The sequence below is a fragment of the Pseudomonas sp. SORGH_AS_0199 genome, from assembly GCF_031453735.1.
Classification (GTDB): domain Bacteria; phylum Pseudomonadota; class Gammaproteobacteria; order Pseudomonadales; family Pseudomonadaceae; genus Chryseomonas; species Chryseomonas aestiva.
In genome coordinates this window covers 946,349-964,500 of record NZ_JAVJAE010000001.1, presented here as the reverse complement: position 1 = coordinate 964,500, position 18,152 = coordinate 946,349, and the positions used below count along the sequence as shown (strand labels likewise).

Genomic DNA, 18,152 nt, shown 5'->3' with positions numbered 1-18,152 from the left:
GGATTGGGAGGACATAGGATCGATTCCTTTCAAAGAGAATGTCGGTGGCGAGCAAGACCACCATGCGAAGTGCCGACCCCAACTGCGTGTCCGATCTCTTGCAAATGGAAAAACCGCTTCCATCAGAAATTCTATGACTGGGATCAATCTTTCCGTGCGACTCGAAGCCAAATCAAAAATTCATGACTTCGTAACAGATAGCGACCAATGGCCGCAGATCGCCACCTTTTTCCTAGCCGTACCGTGACGGCGGTTCAACTCGTCGGTTCTGCGCGCCCCGCACCGTCAGCACCGCGCGCCCAATAGCCGCGGCGGAACAGGTCACGTTCGCCCAGCGCCAGCAACAGCACCAGGAAGCCCAGCATCGCCACGCTGATGCTGACGATCAGCTCCAGCAGGCCGACCGGCTTGGGCAACAGGAAAGTCAGCAGGGCCACCGCACTGCCGGCGCTGAACCAGCGCAGCAGCAGCGACAGGTGCAGTCCCGCCAGGGCGTGGCGATAAAGCGCCAGCGCCATGAACACGGCCTGCAGGAAGGCCCCGGTGGTAAAGGAATAGGCCAGCCCCTGGGCGCCGAACGGCTGGTACACAGCTGCGTCCAGTGCCACGGTGATGAAGGAGCTGGCCAGGGTTGTATAGAGGAAGGTGCGGGCGCGCTGCTGCGACAGCAGGGCACGCCCCCACAGCAGGGCCAGGCCCATCCAGGGCAGGCCGAGGGCATAGGCCACCACCAGGGTCGCGGTCGCCGCGCTCTGCTCGGCGCCAAAGGCTCCGCGCTCCAGCAGCACCTTGACCACCGGCTCCGAATAGCTGAACAGCACCACGGCGGCCGGCACCAGGAACAGCAGGGTGCCGAGCAGCGCCTTGCGCATCAGCGCGCTGTACTTGCCGACATTGCCCTCGTTCCAACTGCGGGTCAGCTCGGGAAAGATCATCGCCAGGATGGACAGCGCATAGAGCGTCAGCGGAATGGTCACGATGCGGTAGGAGAAGGACAGCATGGTGATATTGCCCTCGGCCAGCAGCGAGGCGAAGAAGCGCTCCGCCAGCATGCAGCCCTGCTGGGCGCCGGCGGCGAGCAGCACCGGCGCGAAGGTCACGGCGAAGGGACTGCCCTCGGGCTTCTCGAAGGCTACCGAGCGCTGGCTGAGATAGCCCAGCCGCCGGTGCTGGATGACGATCAGCAGCACCTGGGGCAGCAGCATGCCGGTGAACAGCGCGATGCCACTCGGCTGCAGGATGACGATGGCCAGGATGGCGCCCAGATTGAGCATCAGGGTGCGGGTCATCGGCAGGATGAAGATGCGATCCAAGTTGAGCAGCGCGCCCTGGCAATAGAGGATGGCCTGCACGCAGATCAGCAGGGTGCCGACGGCGAAGACCAGCTTGCCGGTCTCGACCTGCTCATCGCTCCAGCCCGGGGCCAGGGCATGCATCAGCCAGGGACTAGCGAGGACACCGATCACCGACAGCAGCAGGCCGAACAGGCCGATGCGCCAGTACAGCCAGCGACCGACCTGCTCGTACTGGGCGTTGCAGCGGTCACGGATGCGTTGCAGATAGGGAATCATGGCATCGCGCAGGGCGAGACCGAAGAAGCTCTCGAAGAACACCGGCAGGATGAGCGCGACAAAGATCAGGTCGGCTTCCCAGCTCACGCCGAATTGCCGGGCGATCAGCAGGTCGCGCAGGAACCCCAGCAGGAAGCTGGCGACGGTGATGGCCAGGATGATAAGCGTCGAACTCACGCCCGCACCTCGGTCGGCCACGACAGGCCAAGCGCAGTAATACGCAGACGGATAGGGAAGGCGTGCATTGAGCGGTCTCGTTCCGTGAGCCGGAGGTGATCCGGAGAATGGCGAGCAGGGCTGCCCGTTTGGTCCAGACTCAGAGACCAGCTTCCGCGCTTAAGTTTCCCGAAGCAATTCCAGAGACACGCAGAAATGTCGAACGATTGGCAAATTGCCATGACTGGCTGGCGCCTGACCGCCGAGCGGTAGTCCTTGCAATCGCCGCGCAAGCCGAATACTGTATATATAACCAGATACAGAAACGAGGTGACGCATGGCCGTCGAAGTGTTGTATCGCAGCAGCCGAGATCCGGAGCGCCTGTTCATGGATAAAGCCGAAGCCGATCGTCACGACAAGATGTTGGAACTGGCCGAGTCGCTCGCCAGCGTGCTGGACAAGGCCGTACCCGGTCTTGCCGAAAAGCAGTGCGAAGACCTGGGGCTGTTCATGGCCCGCAATCGCGAGGTCTTCGCCCGCGCATTTCGCAACCAGCCGGATGCATTGGGCGAGTTGGACCTGCCCAGCTAGCAAGGGGCGCCGCCCCTCGGGTAGCCTGGGAAGAGATCTGAGCCGGAGAAAGCCTCTTGTCCCTTCCCATCATCTTCGATACCGATCCTGGCGTGGACGACGCCCAGGCCATCGCCCTGCTGTTTGCCGATCCCGCTTTCGAGGTGATCGGCCTGACCACGACCTTTGGCAACGTGCCGGTCACCACGGCGACCCGCAACGCCCTGCTGCTCACCGAGCTGGCTGGCCGGGACACGCCCGTCGCCGCGGGTGTCGCCGAACCCCTGGTCAAGCCGGCCGGCAACCATGCGCTGCATGTGCATGGCCAGGATGGCCTGGGCAATCAGCAGCTCCCCGCGCCGAGCCAGGCGCCCCACGCCCTGGACGCCGCGCGTTTCATCGTCGAGCAGACCCGCCTGCGACCGGGTGAGATCACCCTGGTGGCGGTCGGGCCGCTGGGCAACCTGGCCCTCGCCCTGGCGCTGGATCCCACGGTCGCCGAGCGCGTCCGCGAGGTGGTGGTGATGGGCGGCGCCATCGTCGAGCCGGGCAATGTCACCCCGGTGGCCGAAGCCAATATCTTTTCCGATCCCCATGCCGCGGCGCGGGTCTTCGCCGCGCCCTGGCCGCTGACCCTGGTCGGCCTCGACGCCACCCACCGCGCCGTCCTCGACCCGCCCCGCCTGCAGCGCATCGCGGCGCGCCAGGGCGCCCTCGGTGAGGTGCTCGCGCGCAGCTATGATTTCTATGCGGACTTCTACCGCAGCGTGAAGGACATCGACGGCTGCCATCCCCACGACAGCTGCGCCCTCGCCTACCTGCGCCGTCCCGAGCTGTTCCACACCGCGCGCGGCCATCTCAGCGTCGGTACCGAAGGCCTGGCGGAAGGCCAGACCTTCTTCGCGCCCGAGGGTCGCGCCTACCTGGACGGGCGCTGGTCCGGCAATCCGCTGGTAACGGTCTGCCTGGGCATGGACGGCGCCGCCATGGTCGCCTGGATGGAAGAGGTCCTGACCGCAACCGAGCGGTAAGGGGTAACACGCCGCCGTTCGGGCTCCAGGCGATCGGCAGGCGAAAAAAAAGGCCCCTTACGGGGCCTTTTCTACATCCGGGATCAGTTAACCTTGGGATCCAGTTCGCCGCGCGCATAACGCTCGAACATGGCATCCAGGGAGATCGGCTTGATCTTGGAGGCCTGGCCGGCGGTGCCGAAGGCTTCGTAACGGGCGATGCAGACTTCGCGCATGGCGGTCACGGTCTTGGCCAGGTACTTGCGCGGATCGAACTCGCTGCGGTTCTTGGCCATGAACTCGCGGATGGCACCGGTGGACGCCAGACGCAGGTCGGTATCGATGTTGACCTTGCGGACCCCGTACTTGATGCCTTCGACGATCTCTTCGACCGGCACGCCGTAGGTTTCCTTGATGTCGCCACCGTACTCGTTGATGATCTTCAGCCACTCCTGGGGCACCGAGCTGGAGCCGTGCATGACCAGATGGGTGTCCGGGATGCGCGCATGGATTTCCTTGATGCGCTGGATCGACAGGGTGTCCCCGGTCGGCGGCTTGGTGAACTTGTAGGCGCCGTGGCTGGTGCCGATGGCGATGGCCAGGGCATCGACCTTGGTGGCCTTGACGAACTGGGCGGCTTCTTCCGGATCGGTCAGCAGCTGGCTGTGATCCAGGGTGCCTTCGGCGCCCACGCCGTCTTCTTCACCGGCCATGCCGGTTTCCAGGCTGCCCAGGCAACCCAGCTCGCCTTCCACGGACACGCCGCAGGCATGGGCGAAGGCCACGGTCTGCTGGGTGACGCGCACGTTGTAGTCGTAGTCGGACGGCGTCTTGCCGTCGGCCATCAGCGAGCCGTCCATCATCACCGAGGAGAAGCCCAGCTGGATCGAGCGCTGGCAGATGTCGGGAGTGGTGCCGTGGTCCTGGTGCATGACCACCGGGATGTGCGGGAATTCTTCCACCGCGGCCAGGATCAGGTGACGCAGGAAGGGAGCGCCGGCGTACTTGCGGGCACCGGCGGAGGCCTGGACGATGACCGGCGAATCGGTCTTGTCGGCGGCTTCCATGATGGCGCGCATCTGCTCGAGGTTGTTGACGTTGAAGGCCGGAACGCCGTAGCCGAATTCGGCGGCGTGATCCAGCAGCTGACGCATGCTGACGAGTGCCATTGGTGATTATCTCCCTACAAAGGCGGTGGTGGCGCCAGCCTGCATGAGCGGCTGGCAGGGTTCAAGCGGCCGACCCCTGGCCGCCCTGGATTAATCGGTTCAGCTGACATTCGCCCGCTCAAGGCGTCCGGCAGCCGCGGCCGATGAGGTCGTTGTTGGCGATCCAGTAGACGAGGCCCTGGTCGCCGCGGATGTGAAAAGCCACCAGCCCGTCGGTATAGGACTGGCCATCGGTGGCCGGTTCGCGGTTGAGATGGCGGATCAGGCCATCGCCTTCCAGCTTGAGGTCGACGATGGACTGGCTGCGATCCACATAGCGCCAGTCGAAGGCCGCCTTGGAATCGCAGACCCAGTGGGTCCAGCCGCCGGTCTGCTGCGCGCCGCGACCGGCGCAACCGGCCAGCAGGGCGAGACTCAGCAGCCCGAGGGCGAGCGTGCGCCCCTTCACTGGGCGCAACCGCTGGCAGGACGGCTGGCGTTGCCGGTGAGCGTATCGACGCGCTCGCCGTTCTGCGCCGTGGGCGTGGCGGCCGCCGCGGGCGGCGGCGCGAACACCGCGCAGGCCTTGTCGGCATTGCCACCGGCGCAACCGGCCAGCATCAGGACAGCGGAACAGACGAGCAGCGGCATACGCATGGCGATTACTCCTGGGCGCGTTGCTGGAGGACTTCGACGGCCGGCAGGACCTTGCCCTCGACGAATTCGAGGAAGGCGCCACCACCGGTGGAGATATAGGAGACCTTCTCGCCGATGCCGTATTTGTCGATGGCGGCCAGGGTGTCGCCACCGCCGGCGATGGAGAAGGCGTCGCTGTCGGCGATGGCCTGGGCCAGGGTGCGGGTGCCTTCGCCGAACTGGTCGAATTCGAAGACGCCGACCGGACCGTTCCAGAGGATGGTCTTGGCCGATTTGAGCAGGTCGGCGAATTGCTGGGCGCTGACCGGGCCGATGTCGAGGATCATGTCGTCGTCGGCCACGTCGTTGATCGACTTGGTGACGGCTTCGGCGGTCTCGGCGAATTCCTTGGCGACCACCACGTCCACCGGCAGCGGCACGCTGACCTTGGCGGCGATGGCCTTGGCGGTGTCCACCAGATCGGCTTCGTACAGCGACTTGCCGACCTTGTAGCCGGCCGCGGCCAGGAAGGTGTTGGCGATGCCGCCGCCGACGATCAGCTGGTCACAGATCTGCGCCAGGGAATTGAGCACGTCCAGCTTGGTGGACACCTTGGAGCCGGCGACGATGGCTGCCATCGGCCGGGCCGGATTGCCCAGCGCCTTGCCCAGCGCGTCCAGCTCGCCGGCCAGCAGCGGACCGGCCGCGGCAACCTTGGCGAACTTGGCCACGCCGTGGGTCGAGCCTTCAGCGCGGTGGGCGGTGCCGAAGGCGTCCATGACGAAGATGTCGCACAGGGCGGCATAGTGCTTCGCCAGGTCGTCGGCGTTCTTTTTCTCGCCCACGTTGAAGCGCACGTTCTCCAGCAATACCAGTTGACCCGGCTCGACCTGGACGCCGTTCAGATAGTCCTTCACCAGCGGCACGTCACGACCCAGGGCCTTGCTCAGATAGGCGGCGACCGGTGCCAGGCTGTTTTCCTCGCTGAATTCGCCCTCGGTGGGACGGCCCAGGTGCGAGCAGACGATCACCGCGGCACCCTTTTCCAGGGCCAGCTTGAGGGTCGGTAGGGCGGCGACCAGGCGGGCATCGCTCTTGATCTGGCCTTCCTTCACCGGAACGTTGAGGTCTTCGCGAATCAGGACGCGCTTACCCTTCAGATCGAGGTCGCTCATTTTCAACACGGACATACAGGCAATCCCTTAGTTGTGCTTGTTTCAGGTGGGCTTGGCGATGCGCAGCCAATGGCCGGCGACGTCGAGCATGCGGTTGGCGAAGCCCCATTCGTTGTCGAACCACACCAGCAGATTGACCAGCCGGGGGCCGGAAACGCGGGTCTGGCTGCCATCGACGATAGCGGAATGGGGATCGTGGTTGAAATCGCAGGAGGCGTGGGGCAACTCGGTGTAGTCGATCAGCCCGGCCAGGGGACCGCTCCGGGCGGCGTCACGCAACAGGGTGTTGAGGGCGGGCGCCGTGGTGTCGCGGCCGACGATGCAGGTGATGTCCAGGCAGGAGACGTTGACCGTGGGTACGCGCACGGCGCGGGCCTGGATGCGCCCGCCGAGCTCGGGCAGCAGCCGTTCGATGCCACGCGCCAGGCCGGTCGCCACCGGGATGATCGACTGGAACGCGGAACGCGTCCGCCGCAGATCTTCGGCATGGTAGGCGTCGATCACGGGCTGGTCGTTCATGGCCGAGTGGATCGTGGTGATGGAGACGTACTCCAGACCCAGGGTCTCGTGCAAAAGTTTCAGCACCGGGACGCTGCAGTTGGTGGTGCAGGAGGCATTCGAGACCAGCGTCTCGTCACCGCGCAGGGCCTGCTGGTTGACCCCGTAGACCACGGTGGCGTCCACGTCGGTCTCGCTGACCATGGGCTGGGAGAACAGCACCCGCGGCGCACCGGCGGCGAGAAAACGCCCGGCCTCGGCACGGGTGCTGAAGGCGCCGGAGCATTCCAGCACCAGATCGACGTCGAGCGCCCGCCAGTCCACCCGCTCGGGCTCAGCTTCGCGGCGGATCTCCAGGGCCTGATCGCCGATGCGCAGGCGCTCACCCTCCAGCACGACCCGGCCGGGAAAGCGGCCATGGGTGGAGTCGAAGCGGGTGAGGTATTCCAGGCTGGGCCGGTCGGCCAGATCGTTTAGGGCGACGATGGCGAGCTGGGTGGCCACGCCACGCTCGTGCAGCGCACGCAACACGCAACGACCGATGCGACCGTAGCCGTTGAGAGCGAGGCGATAGCGAGCGGAACTCATGCGTGAACGGACCCGGGCAAGCGAAAGGCCGATTATGCGGCGGTTCGACGACGAATGGGAGTCGCCAGGGTAGTCAGGTCGACTTTCGCACTACAAAAAGGCGCTCTCCTTGGCAGACAGGAAAGAAATCCGCCGCGTGGCCCGACATGCCTGCCGCAGCGACAACGGATCGCGGTCTGCAGGGAAGCCATGCAGGTAGTGCCAGGGGTTGCGGGGCTACCTGACGCTTCGCCCATGGCCTGGCGAAAACCGTCATCCGAGGGCGATAGATCAAAGGCATGACCCAGATCAAAAACCCCACTTGTTGTGTTGTAGAAATTACAAAACACCATATGTAGTATCTGGACCGAACTTGAGGCCCAAGCCGCGCTCGAAGGAAAAGACCCGCGCCGCTCTGGCAAACGCCGGCTGGCGACAGGCTTTTTCCTTTGAATTCGCCCCACTACGGACAGGAGTCAGCCATGACCATCACCATCTACAGCAAGCCCGCCTGCGTGCAGTGCAACGCCACCTATCGTGCCCTGGACCGTCAGGGCATCACCTACCAGGTGGTGGATATCGAGCAGGACGCCCAGGCGCGCCAGACCGTGGAATCCCTGGGCTATCGCCAGGTGCCGGTGGTAGTGGCCGGTAACGACCACTGGGCCGGCTTCCGCCCGGACAAGCTCGGCCAGCTGGTGGCCTGAGGCCCGGGCCATGGGCGAGCTGCTGTATTTCTCCAGCACCTCGGAGAACACCCACAGATTCGTCGAGAAACTCGGGCTGCCGGCGCGGCGCATTCCCCAAGATCCCGCCGCCGAACCGCTCAAGGCCCGCGAGCCCTACATCCTGGTCTTGCCGACCTATGGCGGTGGGGGCAGCAAGGGCGCGGTGCCCAAGCCGGTGATTCATTTTCTCAACGATCCGCACAATCGCGCCCTGATCCGCGGCGTCATTGCCGCCGGCAACACCAACTTCGGCGAGGGCTACTGCCTGGGTGGACGCATCGTCGCCCAGAAATGCGCGGTGCCCCTGCTCTACCAATTCGAATTGCTCGGCACGACGGAGGATGTCGACCGGGTGCGCACGGGAGTGAACGACTTTTGGCAACGGCAGGCCTGACCCCGACCGGCAGCGACGCGGACTATCACGCACTCAATGCCATGCTCAATCTCTATGGTCCCAACGGCGAGCTGCAACTCGACAAGGACCGCCAGGCGGCGCGGCAGTACTTCCTGCAGCACGTCAACCAGAACACGGTGTTCTTCCATAACCTGGACGAGAAACTCGGCTATCTGGTGGACAAGGGCTACTACGAGGCGGCGGTGCTGGAGCAATATGCGCCGGCCTTCGTGAAGGCGCTGTTCGAGCGCGCCTATGCCTACAAATTCCGCTTCCAGAGCTTTCTCGGCGCCTTCAAGTACTACACCAGTTACACCCTCAAGACCTTCGACGGCCAGCGCTACCTGGAACGCTACGAAGACCGGGTGTGCATGGTTGCCCTGAGTCTGGCGCGCGGTGACGAACAGCTGGCCGAGTCCCTGGTGGACGAGATGATCAGCGGCCGTTTCCAGCCGGCCACCCCGACCTTTCTCAACGCCGGCAAGCGCCAGCGCGGCGAGCTGGTGTCCTGCTTCCTCCTGCGCATCGAAGACAACATGGAGTCCATCGGCCGCGCGGTGAATTCAGCGCTGCAGCTGTCCAAGCGTGGCGGTGGCGTGGCCTTCCTGCTGAGCAACGTGCGCGAGGTCGGGGCGCCGATCAAGCGCATCGAGAACCAGTCCTCGGGCATCATTCCGATCATGAAGCTGCTGGAGGACGCCTTCTCCTATGCCAACCAGCTGGGATCGCGCCAGGGCGCCGGCGCCGTCTATCTCAATGCCCACCACCCGGACATCCTGAGATTCCTCGACACCAAGCGCGAGAACGCCGACGAGAAGATCCGCATCAAGACCCTGTCCCTCGGCGTGGTCATCCCGGACATCACCTTCGAACTGGCCAAGCGCAATGCCGACATGTACCTGTTCTCGCCCTACGACGTGGAGCGGGTCTATGGCGTGCCCTTCGCCGACATCAGCGTCAGCGAGAAATACGCCGAGATGGTGGCCGACGCGCGCATTCGCAAGCGCAAGATCAACGCCCGGGAATTCTTCCAGACCCTGGCGGAAATCCAGTTCGAGTCCGGCTATCCCTACCTGATGTTCGAAGACACGGTGAATCGCGCCAACCCAATCGCCGGACGCATCAACATGAGCAACCTCTGCTCGGAGATCCTCCAGGTCAACACTCCCAGCCGCTTCGACGAAGACCTGGGTTATGAGCACATCGGCCAGGACATCTCCTGCAACCTGGGTTCGCTGAACATCGCCCGCACCATGGATTCACCGGACCTGGGCCGCACCGTGGAGACCGCCATCCGCGGCCTCACCGCGGTCTCGGAAATGAGCGACATCCGCTGCGTGCCCTCGGTGGCCGCCGGCAACGCCGCCTCCCACGCCATCGGCCTGGGCCAGATGAACCTGCACGGCTACCTGGCCCGCGAACACATCCACTACGGCTCGCCGGAAGGCCTGGATTTCACCAATCTGTACTTCTACACCGTCACCTACCACGCGGTGCGTGCCTCCAATCACCTGGCCATCGAACGCGGCCAGAGCTTCCAGGGCTTCGCCGACTCCAAGTACGCCAGCGGCGCCTATTTCGACCAGTACACCGAGGGCGACTTCACCCCCCGTACCTCACGGGTGGCCGAGTTGTTCGAGGTCGCCGGAATCCGCCTGCCGACCCGCGCCGACTGGCAGGAACTCAAGGCCTCGGTGATGCAGCACGGGCTGTTCAACCGCAACCTCCAGGCCATCCCGCCCACCGGCTCGATCTCCTACATCAACCACTCCACCTCGAGCATCCATCCCATCGTCGCCAAGGTGGAGATCCGCAAGGAAGGCAAGCTGGGCCGCGTCTACTACCCGGCGCCCTACCTGGCCGACGATAACCAGGAGTATTACCAGGACGCCTACGAGATCGGCCCGGAAAGGATCATCGACACCTATGCCGAGGCCACCCGCCATGTCGACCAGGGGCTGTCGCTGACGCTGTTCTTCCGCGACACCGCCACCACCCGCGACATCAACCGGGCGCAGATCCATGCCTGGAAGAAGGGCATCAAGACGCTCTATTACATCCGCCTGCGCCAGGCCGCCCTGGAAGGCACCGAGGTGCAGGGCTGCGTGTCCTGCAGCCTGTGAGGAAATTGCCATGAACGCACCCGTCAACGCGCCGCGCCTGAATCGCATCAACGCCATCAACTGGAACCGCCTGCAGGACGACAAGGACCTGGAGGTGTGGAACCGCCTGACCGGCAACTTCTGGCTGCCGGAAAAGATCCCGCTGTCCAACGACATCCCCTCCTGGGCGACCCTGACGCCCAAGGAGCAGCAGCTGACCATCCGCGTCTTCACCGGCCTGACTCTGCTGGACACCATCCAGAACGCCGTGGGCGCGCCAACCCTGCTGGCCGATGCCGTCACCCCCCACGAGGAAGCGGTGATCGCCAACATCGGCTTCATGGAGGCGGTCCATGCGCGCTCCTACAGCTCGATCTTTTCCACCCTCTGCTCGACGCCGGATGTGGACGAGGCCTATCGCTGGAGCGAGGAGAATCCCTATCTGCAGACCAAGGCCGACCTGATCCTGGCGCGCTACCACGCCGAGGACCCGCTGCTGCGCAAGGTGGCCAGCGTCTTCCTGGAGTCCTTCCTCTTCTATTCGGGCTTCTACCTGCCGATGTACTGGTCCAGCCGCGCCAAGCTGACCAATACCGCCGACCTGATCCGCCTGATCATTCGCGACGAGGCGGTGCACGGCTATTACATCGGCTACAAATTCCAGCAGGCCCTGGCCAGGGAAAGTCCGGAGCGCCGCCAGCAGGTCAAGGACTTCGCCTACGAGCTGCTGCAGGACCTCTACGACAACGAGGTGGCCTACACCGAGGACCTCTACGACAGCGTGGGCTGGAGCGAGGACGTGAAGAAATTCCTCCACTACAACGCCAACAAGGCGCTTATGAATCTGGGCTTCGAAGCGCTGTTCCCCAGCAGCATGACCGACGTCAGCCCGGCGATCCTCGCCGCCCTGTCGCCCAGCGCCGACGAGAACCACGACTTCTTCTCCGGCTCGGGCTCGTCCTATGTCATCGGCAAGGCGGTGAGTACCGAAGACGAGGATTGGAATTTCTGAGCCAACCCGCTGCTCCGGCAAGCCCCCTCTCCCTTGGGGAGAGGGCGTCCCTCGCGACAAAGTCCCAGTGGAAAAGGCTGCGCCGTTTTCCACGCTACGGCGCTGAGCCGCCCGCCCGCTCCGAAAACTCCCTCTCCCTCTGGGAGAGGGTTGGGGTGAGGGCCCACTTTGCGATGAAGCCCCAGTGGAAAAGGCTGCGCCGTTTTCCACGCTACGACGCTAATAAGTAGTACGGCTTATCGCGGCCATGGGCCGCTCCTACAGGGCAGCGCTGCTTTTGTAGGAGCGGCCCATGGCCGCGATAGCACAGCTGCTCTATCAGACGCCCGCCCATGGCCGCGATAGCTCTCTACCTCAGCGGCCCCGTCCGAAAACGGCCAGTCGCCCCTACCTGGCGGTGCTAACCTGCCGCCATGAACGCCTTCCCCGATATACCCGCCTTCGAACGCGCCCGCCTGGCGCGGGACCCGCGTTTCGATGGCCTGTTCTACACCGCGGTGCTCACCACCGGCATCTACTGCCGACCGGTGTGCCCGGCGCAACCGCCACGCCCGGAAAACGTCAGCTACTACCCCAGCGCCGCGGCCGCCGAGGCCGCCGGCTATCGCCCCTGCCTGAGATGCCGCCCGGAACTCTCCCCTGCCGGCGGCCAATGGCAACGCGGTGACGCCACCCTGGCGCGTGCCCTGCGACTGATGGACGAAGGCCTGGAGGAAGGCGGTCTGCCCGCCCTCGCCGCCCGCCTCGATCTCAGCGAACGCCAGTTGCGCCGGCTGTTCGTCGAGCGCCTGGGCGCCGCGCCCCTGGCGGTGCTCACCACCCGCCGGCTGCTGTTCGCCAAGCAATTGCTCAGCGAGACCCGGCTGCCGATCACCGAGGTGGCCCTGGCCGCCGGCTTCGGCAGTCTTAGACGCTTCAACACCGCCTTTCGCGATGCCTACGACCTGGCCCCCAGCCAGGTGCGCAAGGGCCAGGCCGCGGCTTCGCCGGTGCTGGTCCTGCGCCTGGCCTATCGTCCGCCCTATGATTTTGCCGCCCAGCTGGATTTCCTTCGCGGTCACGCCCTGCCCGGAGTGGAGGTGCTGGACGACACCAGCTACGCCCGGGTGATTGGCACGCCCGAACAGCCGGGCTGGCTGCGCGTCTCGGTCTGGGATGCCGACACGCCGGCGCTGCGCCTGGAATTGCACGGTGCCGCACCCGGCGAACTGCAGGCGGCAGTGGCACGCATCCGCCGCATGTTCGATCTGGACGCCGATCCCGAAGCCATCGCCCAGGGCCTTTCCGTCGACCCGACCCTGGCCGAACTGGTGGCGCGCCGGCCCGGCCTGCGCCTGCCCAGCGGCTGGGATGGCTTCGAGATCGCCGTGCGCGCCGTCATCGGCCAGCAGGTCAGCGTGGTGGCGGCCACCACCATGACCGCCCGGGTGGTGCAGCGCTTCGGGCGGCCCTGGGGCGAGCCCGGCCACGAGGCCAGTCGTCCGCCAGCCGGTCTGCACCACTTCTTTCCCACGGTGGAGGCCCTGGCCGATGCCGCCCTGGAAGAACTCACCGGCCTCGGCCTGATCCGCGCCCGCGCCGGTACCCTCGGCACGGTGTCCCGGGCCTTGCGTACCGGCGAGGTGGACTTCGACACCGGGCGCACCCTGGACGACTTTGCCCGGCGCTGGATCGCGCTCAAGGGCATAGGTCCCTGGACCGCCCAGTACATCGCCCTGCGCGCCCTCGCCCATCCCGATGCCTGTCCGGTGGAAGACCTGGTGTTGCAGAAACGCCTGGCGCCGCCCGGCGAACGCCTGACCGCCAAGGCCCTCTACGCCCGCGCCGAAGCCTGGCGACCCTGGCGCGCCTACGGAGTGATGCAGGTCTGGCGCGAGGCCACTTGGAAGGCGCCTGCCGACGCCCCCGCCGAACCCGTACCCACCCGTCTCGCCAAGGAGTCGCCCCGATGATCGCCTACTGCCTGCTGGACAGCCCCATAGGAACGCTCACCCTGGCCGCCGACGACAGTGGCCTGCGCGTGGTGGAATTTCCCGAGAATCGCTACCTGGCCAAGCGCGATGCCAGCTGGAGCGCCGCCGACCATCCGATCCTCGACCTGGCCCGCGCGCAGCTCGGCGAGTATTTCGCCGGCCAGCGCCAGACGTTCGAGCTGCCGCTGGCACCGCGCGGCACCCCCTTCCAGCTGGCGGTCTGGCAGGCCCTGGCGGAGATCCCTCACGGCCAGACCTGGAGCTATGGTCAGCTCGCCAGCCACCTCGGTCGACCCCAGGCGATGCGCGCGGTGGGCGCCGCCAATGGGCGCAATCCGCTGCCCATCGTGCTGCCCTGCCACCGGGTGATAGGGGCGTCCGGCGCCCTGACCGGCTTTGGTGGCGGCCTGCCGACCAAGCAATTCCTGCTGGAGCTGGAAGGCGCGTTGCCACCGCCGCGGGATCTCTTCGCGGCGTCCTAGCCCGCCACCGCGCCAGAACCTGCCTGCTAAAAGGCTCTAGCATGCGCCTTCCAGCGCTTGAGCCGGTGCACTCCTGTAGCGCAAACTGGAATTTTCCATTCGCAAGGATGCGATGCGATGTCCAGCTCAGCCAACGCCCCGACCTTCACCCTGACGCTGGATGGCGTCGCCCACGATTTCCAGGTGCTCGCCTTCGACGGCCACGAAGCCATCGGCCAGCCCTATCGCTTCCAGCTCGAACTGGTCAGCGAGCGCCCGGACTGGCCGCTGGAGTCACTGTTGCAGCGCTCCGCCTTTCTCGCCCTGGGTGCAGGTGACCGGGGCATCCACGGCCAGCTCGCCGCCGTGGCCCAGGGCGATTCCGGTCGACGCCTAACCCGCTATCGCGCCGAGCTGGTGCCACGCCTGGCCCAGTTGGCTCACCGCGTCAATTCCCGCCTCTTCCAGGGGCGCAGCGTCCCCGAGATCCTCGCGCAGCTCCTCGAGGAGCACGGCATCCTCGATGGCGACTATCGCTTCGCCCTGGGACCGACGCGCTATCCGCCGCGCGCCTACTGCGTACAGTACGGAGAGAGCGATCTGGCCTTTCTCACCCGGCTCTGCGAGGAAGAGGGCCTGCACTTTCACCACCAGCATCGTCGCGACGGTCATGTGCTGGTCTTTGGCGATGACGCCACCAGCTTTGCGCAGCTGGGCGCCACCCGCTATCTAGCCGGCAGCGGCCTGGTGGCGGACGAGCCCGCGATCAGTCACCTGGCGGTCGCGCTGCAGATCCGCAGCAGCGCCAGCCTCCTGCGCGATCACGATCCGCTGCAACCTCGGCTGCGCCTGCAGAGCAGTACGGACGCTGCGGCCCAGCCCGCGCTGGAGGACTATGGCTTTCCCGGTCGCTTCACCGATCGCGCACGCGGGCAGCGCCTGAGCAGCCGGCGCCTGGAGCGTCTGCGGGGCGACGCCCTCCAGGCCCAGGGCACGAGCGACCAGCCCAGCCTGGTGAGCGGGCACTTCCTGCCGCTGGAACAGCATCCGCGCGCCGACTGGAATCAGCTCTGGCTGTTGACCGAGATCCAGCACCAGGGCCGCCAGCTGCAGGTCCTGGAGGAAGACGTTACCGACCGGATCCCGGCCGACGGCTTCGCCCAGGGCTATCGCAACAGCTTTGTCGCGCGGCCGTGGGCGCTGCCCTTCCGCCTGCCCCTGCGCCATCCCAAACCCCGGCTGCTGGGCGCCCAGAGCGCCGTGGTCACCGGACCGGCCGGCGAGGAAATCCACTGCGATGCCCTGGGCCGGATCAAGGTGCAATTCCACTGGGATCGCGAAGGCCAGGCGGATGAGCACAGCAGTTGCTGGCTGCGGGTCGCCAGCGGCTGGGCCGGTAACGGCCACGGCGCCCTGAGCCTGCCGCGGACCGGCATGGAGGTACTGGTCGGCTTTCTCGAAGACGATCCCGATCAGCCGCTGGTGATCGGCTGCCTGTACCACGCCGAGCAGCGTCCGCCGCTGGAACTGCCCAGGGACCAGACCCGCAGCACCTTCAAGACGCTGAGCAGCCCCGGGGGCCACGGCTACAACGAAATTCGCAGCGAGGATCGCCAGGGCCAGGAGGAAATCCATGTGCATGCCCAGCGCGACTGGGACGAACGCATCGGCCACGACCACCGCAGCGAGATCGGCCACAAGCGCCATCAGCGCATCCGGGGCAACAGCTACAGCACCTTCCACGCCGAGGAACACCGCATCACCCGGGGCGAACGCCGCACCGAGGTGCGCGCCGACGATCACCTGGACATAAACACGAGTCAGCATCTGCGGCTGGACGGCAGCCTGCTGGTCGAGGCCGGTAGCGAGATCCGGCTGCACAGTGGCCAGAAGATCGTCCTGGAAGCCGGCGCCCGCCTCACCCTCAGGACCGGCGGCAGCTTTGTGCAGCTGGATGCCGGCGGGGTCACCCTGGCTGGCCCGAGCATCCGGGTGAATCCCTGAGCGCGTGCCGAATCGCGGACACAAAAAAGCCACGCCTGGGCGTGGCTTTTCGGATTACCGCAACAGGACTCAGTCTTCCAGCAACTCGCCGGCCACCGCCAGGACATTGTCCAGGGTGAAGCCGAAGTGCTCGAACAGCGCCGCCGCCGGAGCGGATTCGCCGTAGGTGTGCATGCCGATGATACGACCGTCGAGACCGACGTACTTGTACCAGAAGTCGGCGATGCCGGCCTCGATGGCGATGCGCGCGCCGACTTCCACCGGCAGGACCTGCTGACGGTACTCGGGGCTCTGGCGGTCGAAGACGCTGGTGCTGGGCATGGAGACCACGCGCACCTGGCGACCTTCGGCGGTCAGGCGGTCATAGGCCTGCACCGCCAGGCCGACTTCGGAGCCGGTGGCGATGAGGATCAGCTCGGGTTCGCCGTTGCAATCCTTGAGCACGTAGCCGCCACGGGCGGCGTTGCCCAGGGTGGCGGCGTCGCGCACGCTGTGGGTCAGGTTCTGGCGCGAGAAGATCAGCGCGCTGGGACCGTCGCGACGCTCCAGGGCCGAGGTCCAGGCGATGGCGGATTCCACAGCATCGGCCGGACGCCAGGTGTCCAGGTTGGGGGTGTAGCGCAGCGAGGCCAGCTGTTCCACCGGCTGGTGGGTGGGGCCGTCTTCGCCGAGACCGATGGAGTCGTGGGTGAAGACATAGAGCACCCGCTGCTTCATCAGCGCCGACATGCGCACCGCGTTGCGGGCGTATTCCATGAACATCAGGAAGGTGGCGCCGTAGGGCACCAGGCCGCCGTGCAGGGCGACGCCGTTCATGATGGCGCTCATGCCGAATTCACGCACGCCGTAGTGGACATAGTTGCCGCTGGCGTCTTCGGCGGTGACGCCCTGGGCGCCCTTCCACAGGGTCAGGTTGGAGCCGGCCAGGTCGGCGGAACCGCCGAGCAGTTCGGGCAGCAGCGGACCAAAGAACTGCAGGGCGTTCTGGCTGGCCTTGCGGCTGGCGATGGTCTCGCCCTTGCTGGCGACGTCCTGGATGAAGGCGGCGGCGCGCTCGGCGAAATCGGCGGGCAGGTCACCGGCCATGCGGCGCTTGAACTCGGCGGCCAATTGCGGATGGGCCTGGGCGTAGGCGGCGAACCGCTCGTTCCACTCGGCCTCGGCGGCGGCGCCGCGCTCCTTGGCGCTCCACTCGGCATAGATGTCGGCGGGAATCTCGAAGGGCGCATGGGCCCAGCCGAGCAGCTCGCGCGCGGCCTGGATCTCGTCGTTGCCCAGCGGCGCGCCGTGGCACTCTTCCTTGCCCTGCTTGTGCGGTGCGCCGTAGCCGATCACGGTCTTGCAGCAGATCAGGGTGGGCTTGTCGCTCTTGCGCGCGGTGTCCAGGGCGGTCCGGATCTCGTCGGCGTCATGGCCGTCGACGTTGCGGATCACCTGCCAGCCGTAGCTCTCGAAGCGCTTGGGGGTGTCGTCGGTGAACCAGCCTTCGACCTCGCCATCGATGGAGATGCCGTTGTCGTCGTAGAAGGCGATCAGCTTGGACAGGCCCAGGGTGCCGGCCAGGGAGCAGACCTCGTGGGAGATGCCTTCCATCATGCAGCCATCGCCGAGGAAGGCGTAGGTGTGGTGGTCGACGATCCGGTGGCCGTCACGGTTGAACTGGGCGGCCATGACCTTTTCCGCCAGGGCGAAGCCCACGGCGTTGGCGATGCCCTGACCCAGGGGGCCGGTGGTGGTCTCGATACCCGGGGCGTAGCCGTATTCGGGGTGGCCCGGGGTCTTGCTGTGCAGCTGCCGGAAATTCTTCAGGTCGTCGATGGACAGGTCGTAGCCGGACAGGTGCAGCAGCGAATAGATGAGCATGGAGCCGTGGCCGTTGGACAGCACGAAGCGGTCGCGGTCGGCCCACAGGGGATTGCCAGGGTTGTGCTTGAGCTGATCGTGCCAGAGCACCTCGGCGATGTCGGCCATGCCCATGGGGGCGCCGGGGTGGCCACTGTTGGCCTTTTGCACGGCATCCATGCTGAGGGCGCGGATGGCGTTGGCTCGATCACGACGGCTGGGCATTGCGGTGTCTCCTGGCAGAGGCAGAGCGAAGGGGCCGTTATTCTGGCCCAGCCAGGGCACTTCCAGCAATCGGCGCGGT

Annotated in this window: 16 protein-coding genes; 9 read left to right on the top strand and 7 right to left on the bottom strand. The window is 66.0% G+C overall.

Going from position 1 to position 18,152, the window contains the following annotated elements; all coding sequences use genetic code 11:
* Positions 1-254: 254 nt before the first annotated feature.
* The gene (locus tag QE444_RS04520; protein WP_309737437.1) at positions 255-1,748 is read right to left on the bottom strand and encodes a lipid II flippase MurJ; all 1,494 of its coding nucleotides are present in this window, start codon (positions 1,746-1,748) and stop codon (positions 255-257) included.
* Between the two features lie 316 nt (positions 1,749-2,064).
* Between QE444_RS04520 and QE444_RS04515 the strand changes: the two genes are divergently transcribed.
* Positions 2,065-2,319 carry a YebG family protein gene (locus QE444_RS04515; protein WP_007161283.1) on the top strand — a complete coding sequence of 85 codons (255 nt, stop codon included), beginning with the start codon at positions 2,065-2,067 and terminating at the stop codon, positions 2,317-2,319.
* Positions 2,320-2,375: 56 nt separating this feature from the next.
* Entirely contained in the window at positions 2,376-3,329 is a 954-nt protein-coding gene (locus tag QE444_RS04510; RefSeq protein ID WP_208693104.1) for a nucleoside hydrolase, read from the top strand.
* An 83-nt stretch (positions 3,330-3,412) separates the two neighbouring features.
* Here the strand turns inward: QE444_RS04510 and fba are convergent, their stop codons facing one another.
* The 5 genes from fba to epd form a co-directional block, all read right to left on the bottom strand.
* The gene (fba, locus tag QE444_RS04505; protein ID WP_059316498.1) at positions 3,413-4,477 is read right to left on the bottom strand and encodes a class II fructose-bisphosphate aldolase; all 1,065 of its coding nucleotides are present in this window, start codon (positions 4,475-4,477) and stop codon (positions 3,413-3,415) included.
* A 118-nt stretch (positions 4,478-4,595) separates the two neighbouring features.
* The gene (locus QE444_RS04500; protein ID WP_187980937.1) at positions 4,596-4,925 is read right to left on the bottom strand and encodes an MliC family protein; all 330 of its coding nucleotides are present in this window, start codon (positions 4,923-4,925) and stop codon (positions 4,596-4,598) included.
* A complete protein-coding gene (locus QE444_RS04495; protein WP_133860524.1) occupies positions 4,922-5,113 on the bottom strand; it encodes a hypothetical protein in 192 nt (63 codons plus the stop codon). The genes QE444_RS04500 and QE444_RS04495 overlap by 4 nt, the downstream gene beginning before the upstream one ends.
* Before the next feature lie 5 nt (positions 5,114-5,118).
* Positions 5,119-6,282: a phosphoglycerate kinase gene (locus QE444_RS04490; protein ID WP_133860523.1), complete on the bottom strand. Its 1,164-nt coding sequence runs from the start codon at positions 6,280-6,282 to the stop codon at positions 5,119-5,121.
* A gap of 27 nt (positions 6,283-6,309) precedes the next feature.
* Positions 6,310-7,353 carry an erythrose-4-phosphate dehydrogenase gene (gene epd / locus QE444_RS04485; protein ID WP_187980934.1) on the bottom strand — a complete coding sequence of 348 codons (1,044 nt, stop codon included), beginning with the start codon at positions 7,351-7,353 and terminating at the stop codon, positions 6,310-6,312.
* A gap of 461 nt (positions 7,354-7,814) precedes the next feature.
* Between epd and nrdH the strand changes: the two genes are divergently transcribed.
* The 7 genes from nrdH (at position 7,815) to tssI (ending at position 16,006) form a co-directional block, all read left to right on the top strand.
* The gene (gene nrdH, locus QE444_RS04480) at positions 7,815-8,039 is read left to right on the top strand and encodes a glutaredoxin-like protein NrdH (protein ID WP_133860521.1); all 225 of its coding nucleotides are present in this window, start codon (positions 7,815-7,817) and stop codon (positions 8,037-8,039) included.
* Positions 8,040-8,049: 10 nt separating this feature from the next.
* On the top strand, positions 8,050-8,454 hold the full coding sequence (nrdI, locus tag QE444_RS04475; protein ID WP_027598230.1) for a class Ib ribonucleoside-diphosphate reductase assembly flavoprotein NrdI: 405 nt from the start codon (positions 8,050-8,052) through the stop codon (positions 8,452-8,454).
* Complete coding sequence (nrdE, locus tag QE444_RS04470; RefSeq protein WP_309737436.1) at positions 8,436-10,577, top strand: class 1b ribonucleoside-diphosphate reductase subunit alpha; 2,142 nt, start codon at positions 8,436-8,438, stop codon at positions 10,575-10,577. Before nrdI ends, nrdE begins: the two co-directional genes overlap by 19 nt.
* A 10-nt stretch (positions 10,578-10,587) precedes the next feature.
* Entirely contained in the window at positions 10,588-11,568 is a 981-nt protein-coding gene (gene nrdF, locus QE444_RS04465; RefSeq protein WP_309737435.1) for a class 1b ribonucleoside-diphosphate reductase subunit beta, read from the top strand.
* Positions 11,569-11,981: 413 nt separating this feature from the next.
* On the top strand, positions 11,982-13,520 hold the full coding sequence (locus tag QE444_RS04460) for an AlkA N-terminal domain-containing protein (RefSeq protein ID WP_309737434.1): 1,539 nt from the start codon (positions 11,982-11,984) through the stop codon (positions 13,518-13,520).
* The gene (locus QE444_RS04455; protein ID WP_187980931.1) at positions 13,517-14,023 is read left to right on the top strand and encodes a methylated-DNA--[protein]-cysteine S-methyltransferase; all 507 of its coding nucleotides are present in this window, start codon (positions 13,517-13,519) and stop codon (positions 14,021-14,023) included. The genes QE444_RS04460 and QE444_RS04455 overlap by 4 nt, the downstream gene beginning before the upstream one ends.
* Positions 14,024-14,140: 117 nt before the next feature.
* The gene (gene tssI, locus QE444_RS04450) at positions 14,141-16,006 is read left to right on the top strand and encodes a type VI secretion system tip protein TssI/VgrG (protein ID WP_309737433.1); all 1,866 of its coding nucleotides are present in this window, start codon (positions 14,141-14,143) and stop codon (positions 16,004-16,006) included.
* Positions 16,007-16,075: 69 nt separating this feature from the next.
* Here tssI and tkt read toward each other — a convergent pair whose 3' ends face one another.
* Positions 16,076-18,073, bottom strand: a complete 1,998-nt coding sequence (tkt, locus tag QE444_RS04445) for a transketolase (RefSeq protein ID WP_187980929.1) — start codon at positions 18,071-18,073, stop codon at positions 16,076-16,078.
* Between the last annotated feature and the right edge of the window lie 79 nt (positions 18,074-18,152).

What these genes read in the sequence shown, in the direction of transcription:
- QE444_RS04515 (WP_007161283.1), top strand. Translation starts at nt 2,065, where the DNA reads ATGGCCGTCGAAGTGTTGTATCGCAGCAGCCGAGATCCGGAGCGCCTG.
- fba (WP_059316498.1), bottom strand. Translation starts at nt 4,477, where the DNA reads ATGGCACTCGTCAGCATGCGTCAGCTGCTGGATCACGCCGCCGAATTC.
- QE444_RS04495 (WP_133860524.1), bottom strand. Translation starts at nt 5,113, where the DNA reads ATGCGTATGCCGCTGCTCGTCTGTTCCGCTGTCCTGATGCTGGCCGGT.
- QE444_RS04490 (WP_133860523.1), bottom strand. Translation starts at nt 6,282, where the DNA reads ATGTCCGTGTTGAAAATGAGCGACCTCGATCTGAAGGGTAAGCGCGTC.
- epd (WP_187980934.1), bottom strand. Translation starts at nt 7,353, where the DNA reads ATGAGTTCCGCTCGCTATCGCCTCGCTCTCAACGGCTACGGTCGCATC.
- nrdH (WP_133860521.1), top strand. Translation starts at nt 7,815, where the DNA reads ATGACCATCACCATCTACAGCAAGCCCGCCTGCGTGCAGTGCAACGCC.
- nrdI (WP_027598230.1), top strand. Translation starts at nt 8,050, where the DNA reads ATGGGCGAGCTGCTGTATTTCTCCAGCACCTCGGAGAACACCCACAGA.
- nrdF (WP_309737435.1), top strand. Translation starts at nt 10,588, where the DNA reads ATGAACGCACCCGTCAACGCGCCGCGCCTGAATCGCATCAACGCCATC.
- QE444_RS04460 (WP_309737434.1), top strand. Translation starts at nt 11,982, where the DNA reads ATGAACGCCTTCCCCGATATACCCGCCTTCGAACGCGCCCGCCTGGCG.
- QE444_RS04455 (WP_187980931.1), top strand. Translation starts at nt 13,517, where the DNA reads ATGATCGCCTACTGCCTGCTGGACAGCCCCATAGGAACGCTCACCCTG.
- tssI (WP_309737433.1), top strand. Translation starts at nt 14,141, where the DNA reads ATGTCCAGCTCAGCCAACGCCCCGACCTTCACCCTGACGCTGGATGGC.
- tkt (WP_187980929.1), bottom strand. Translation starts at nt 18,073, where the DNA reads ATGCCCAGCCGTCGTGATCGAGCCAACGCCATCCGCGCCCTCAGCATG.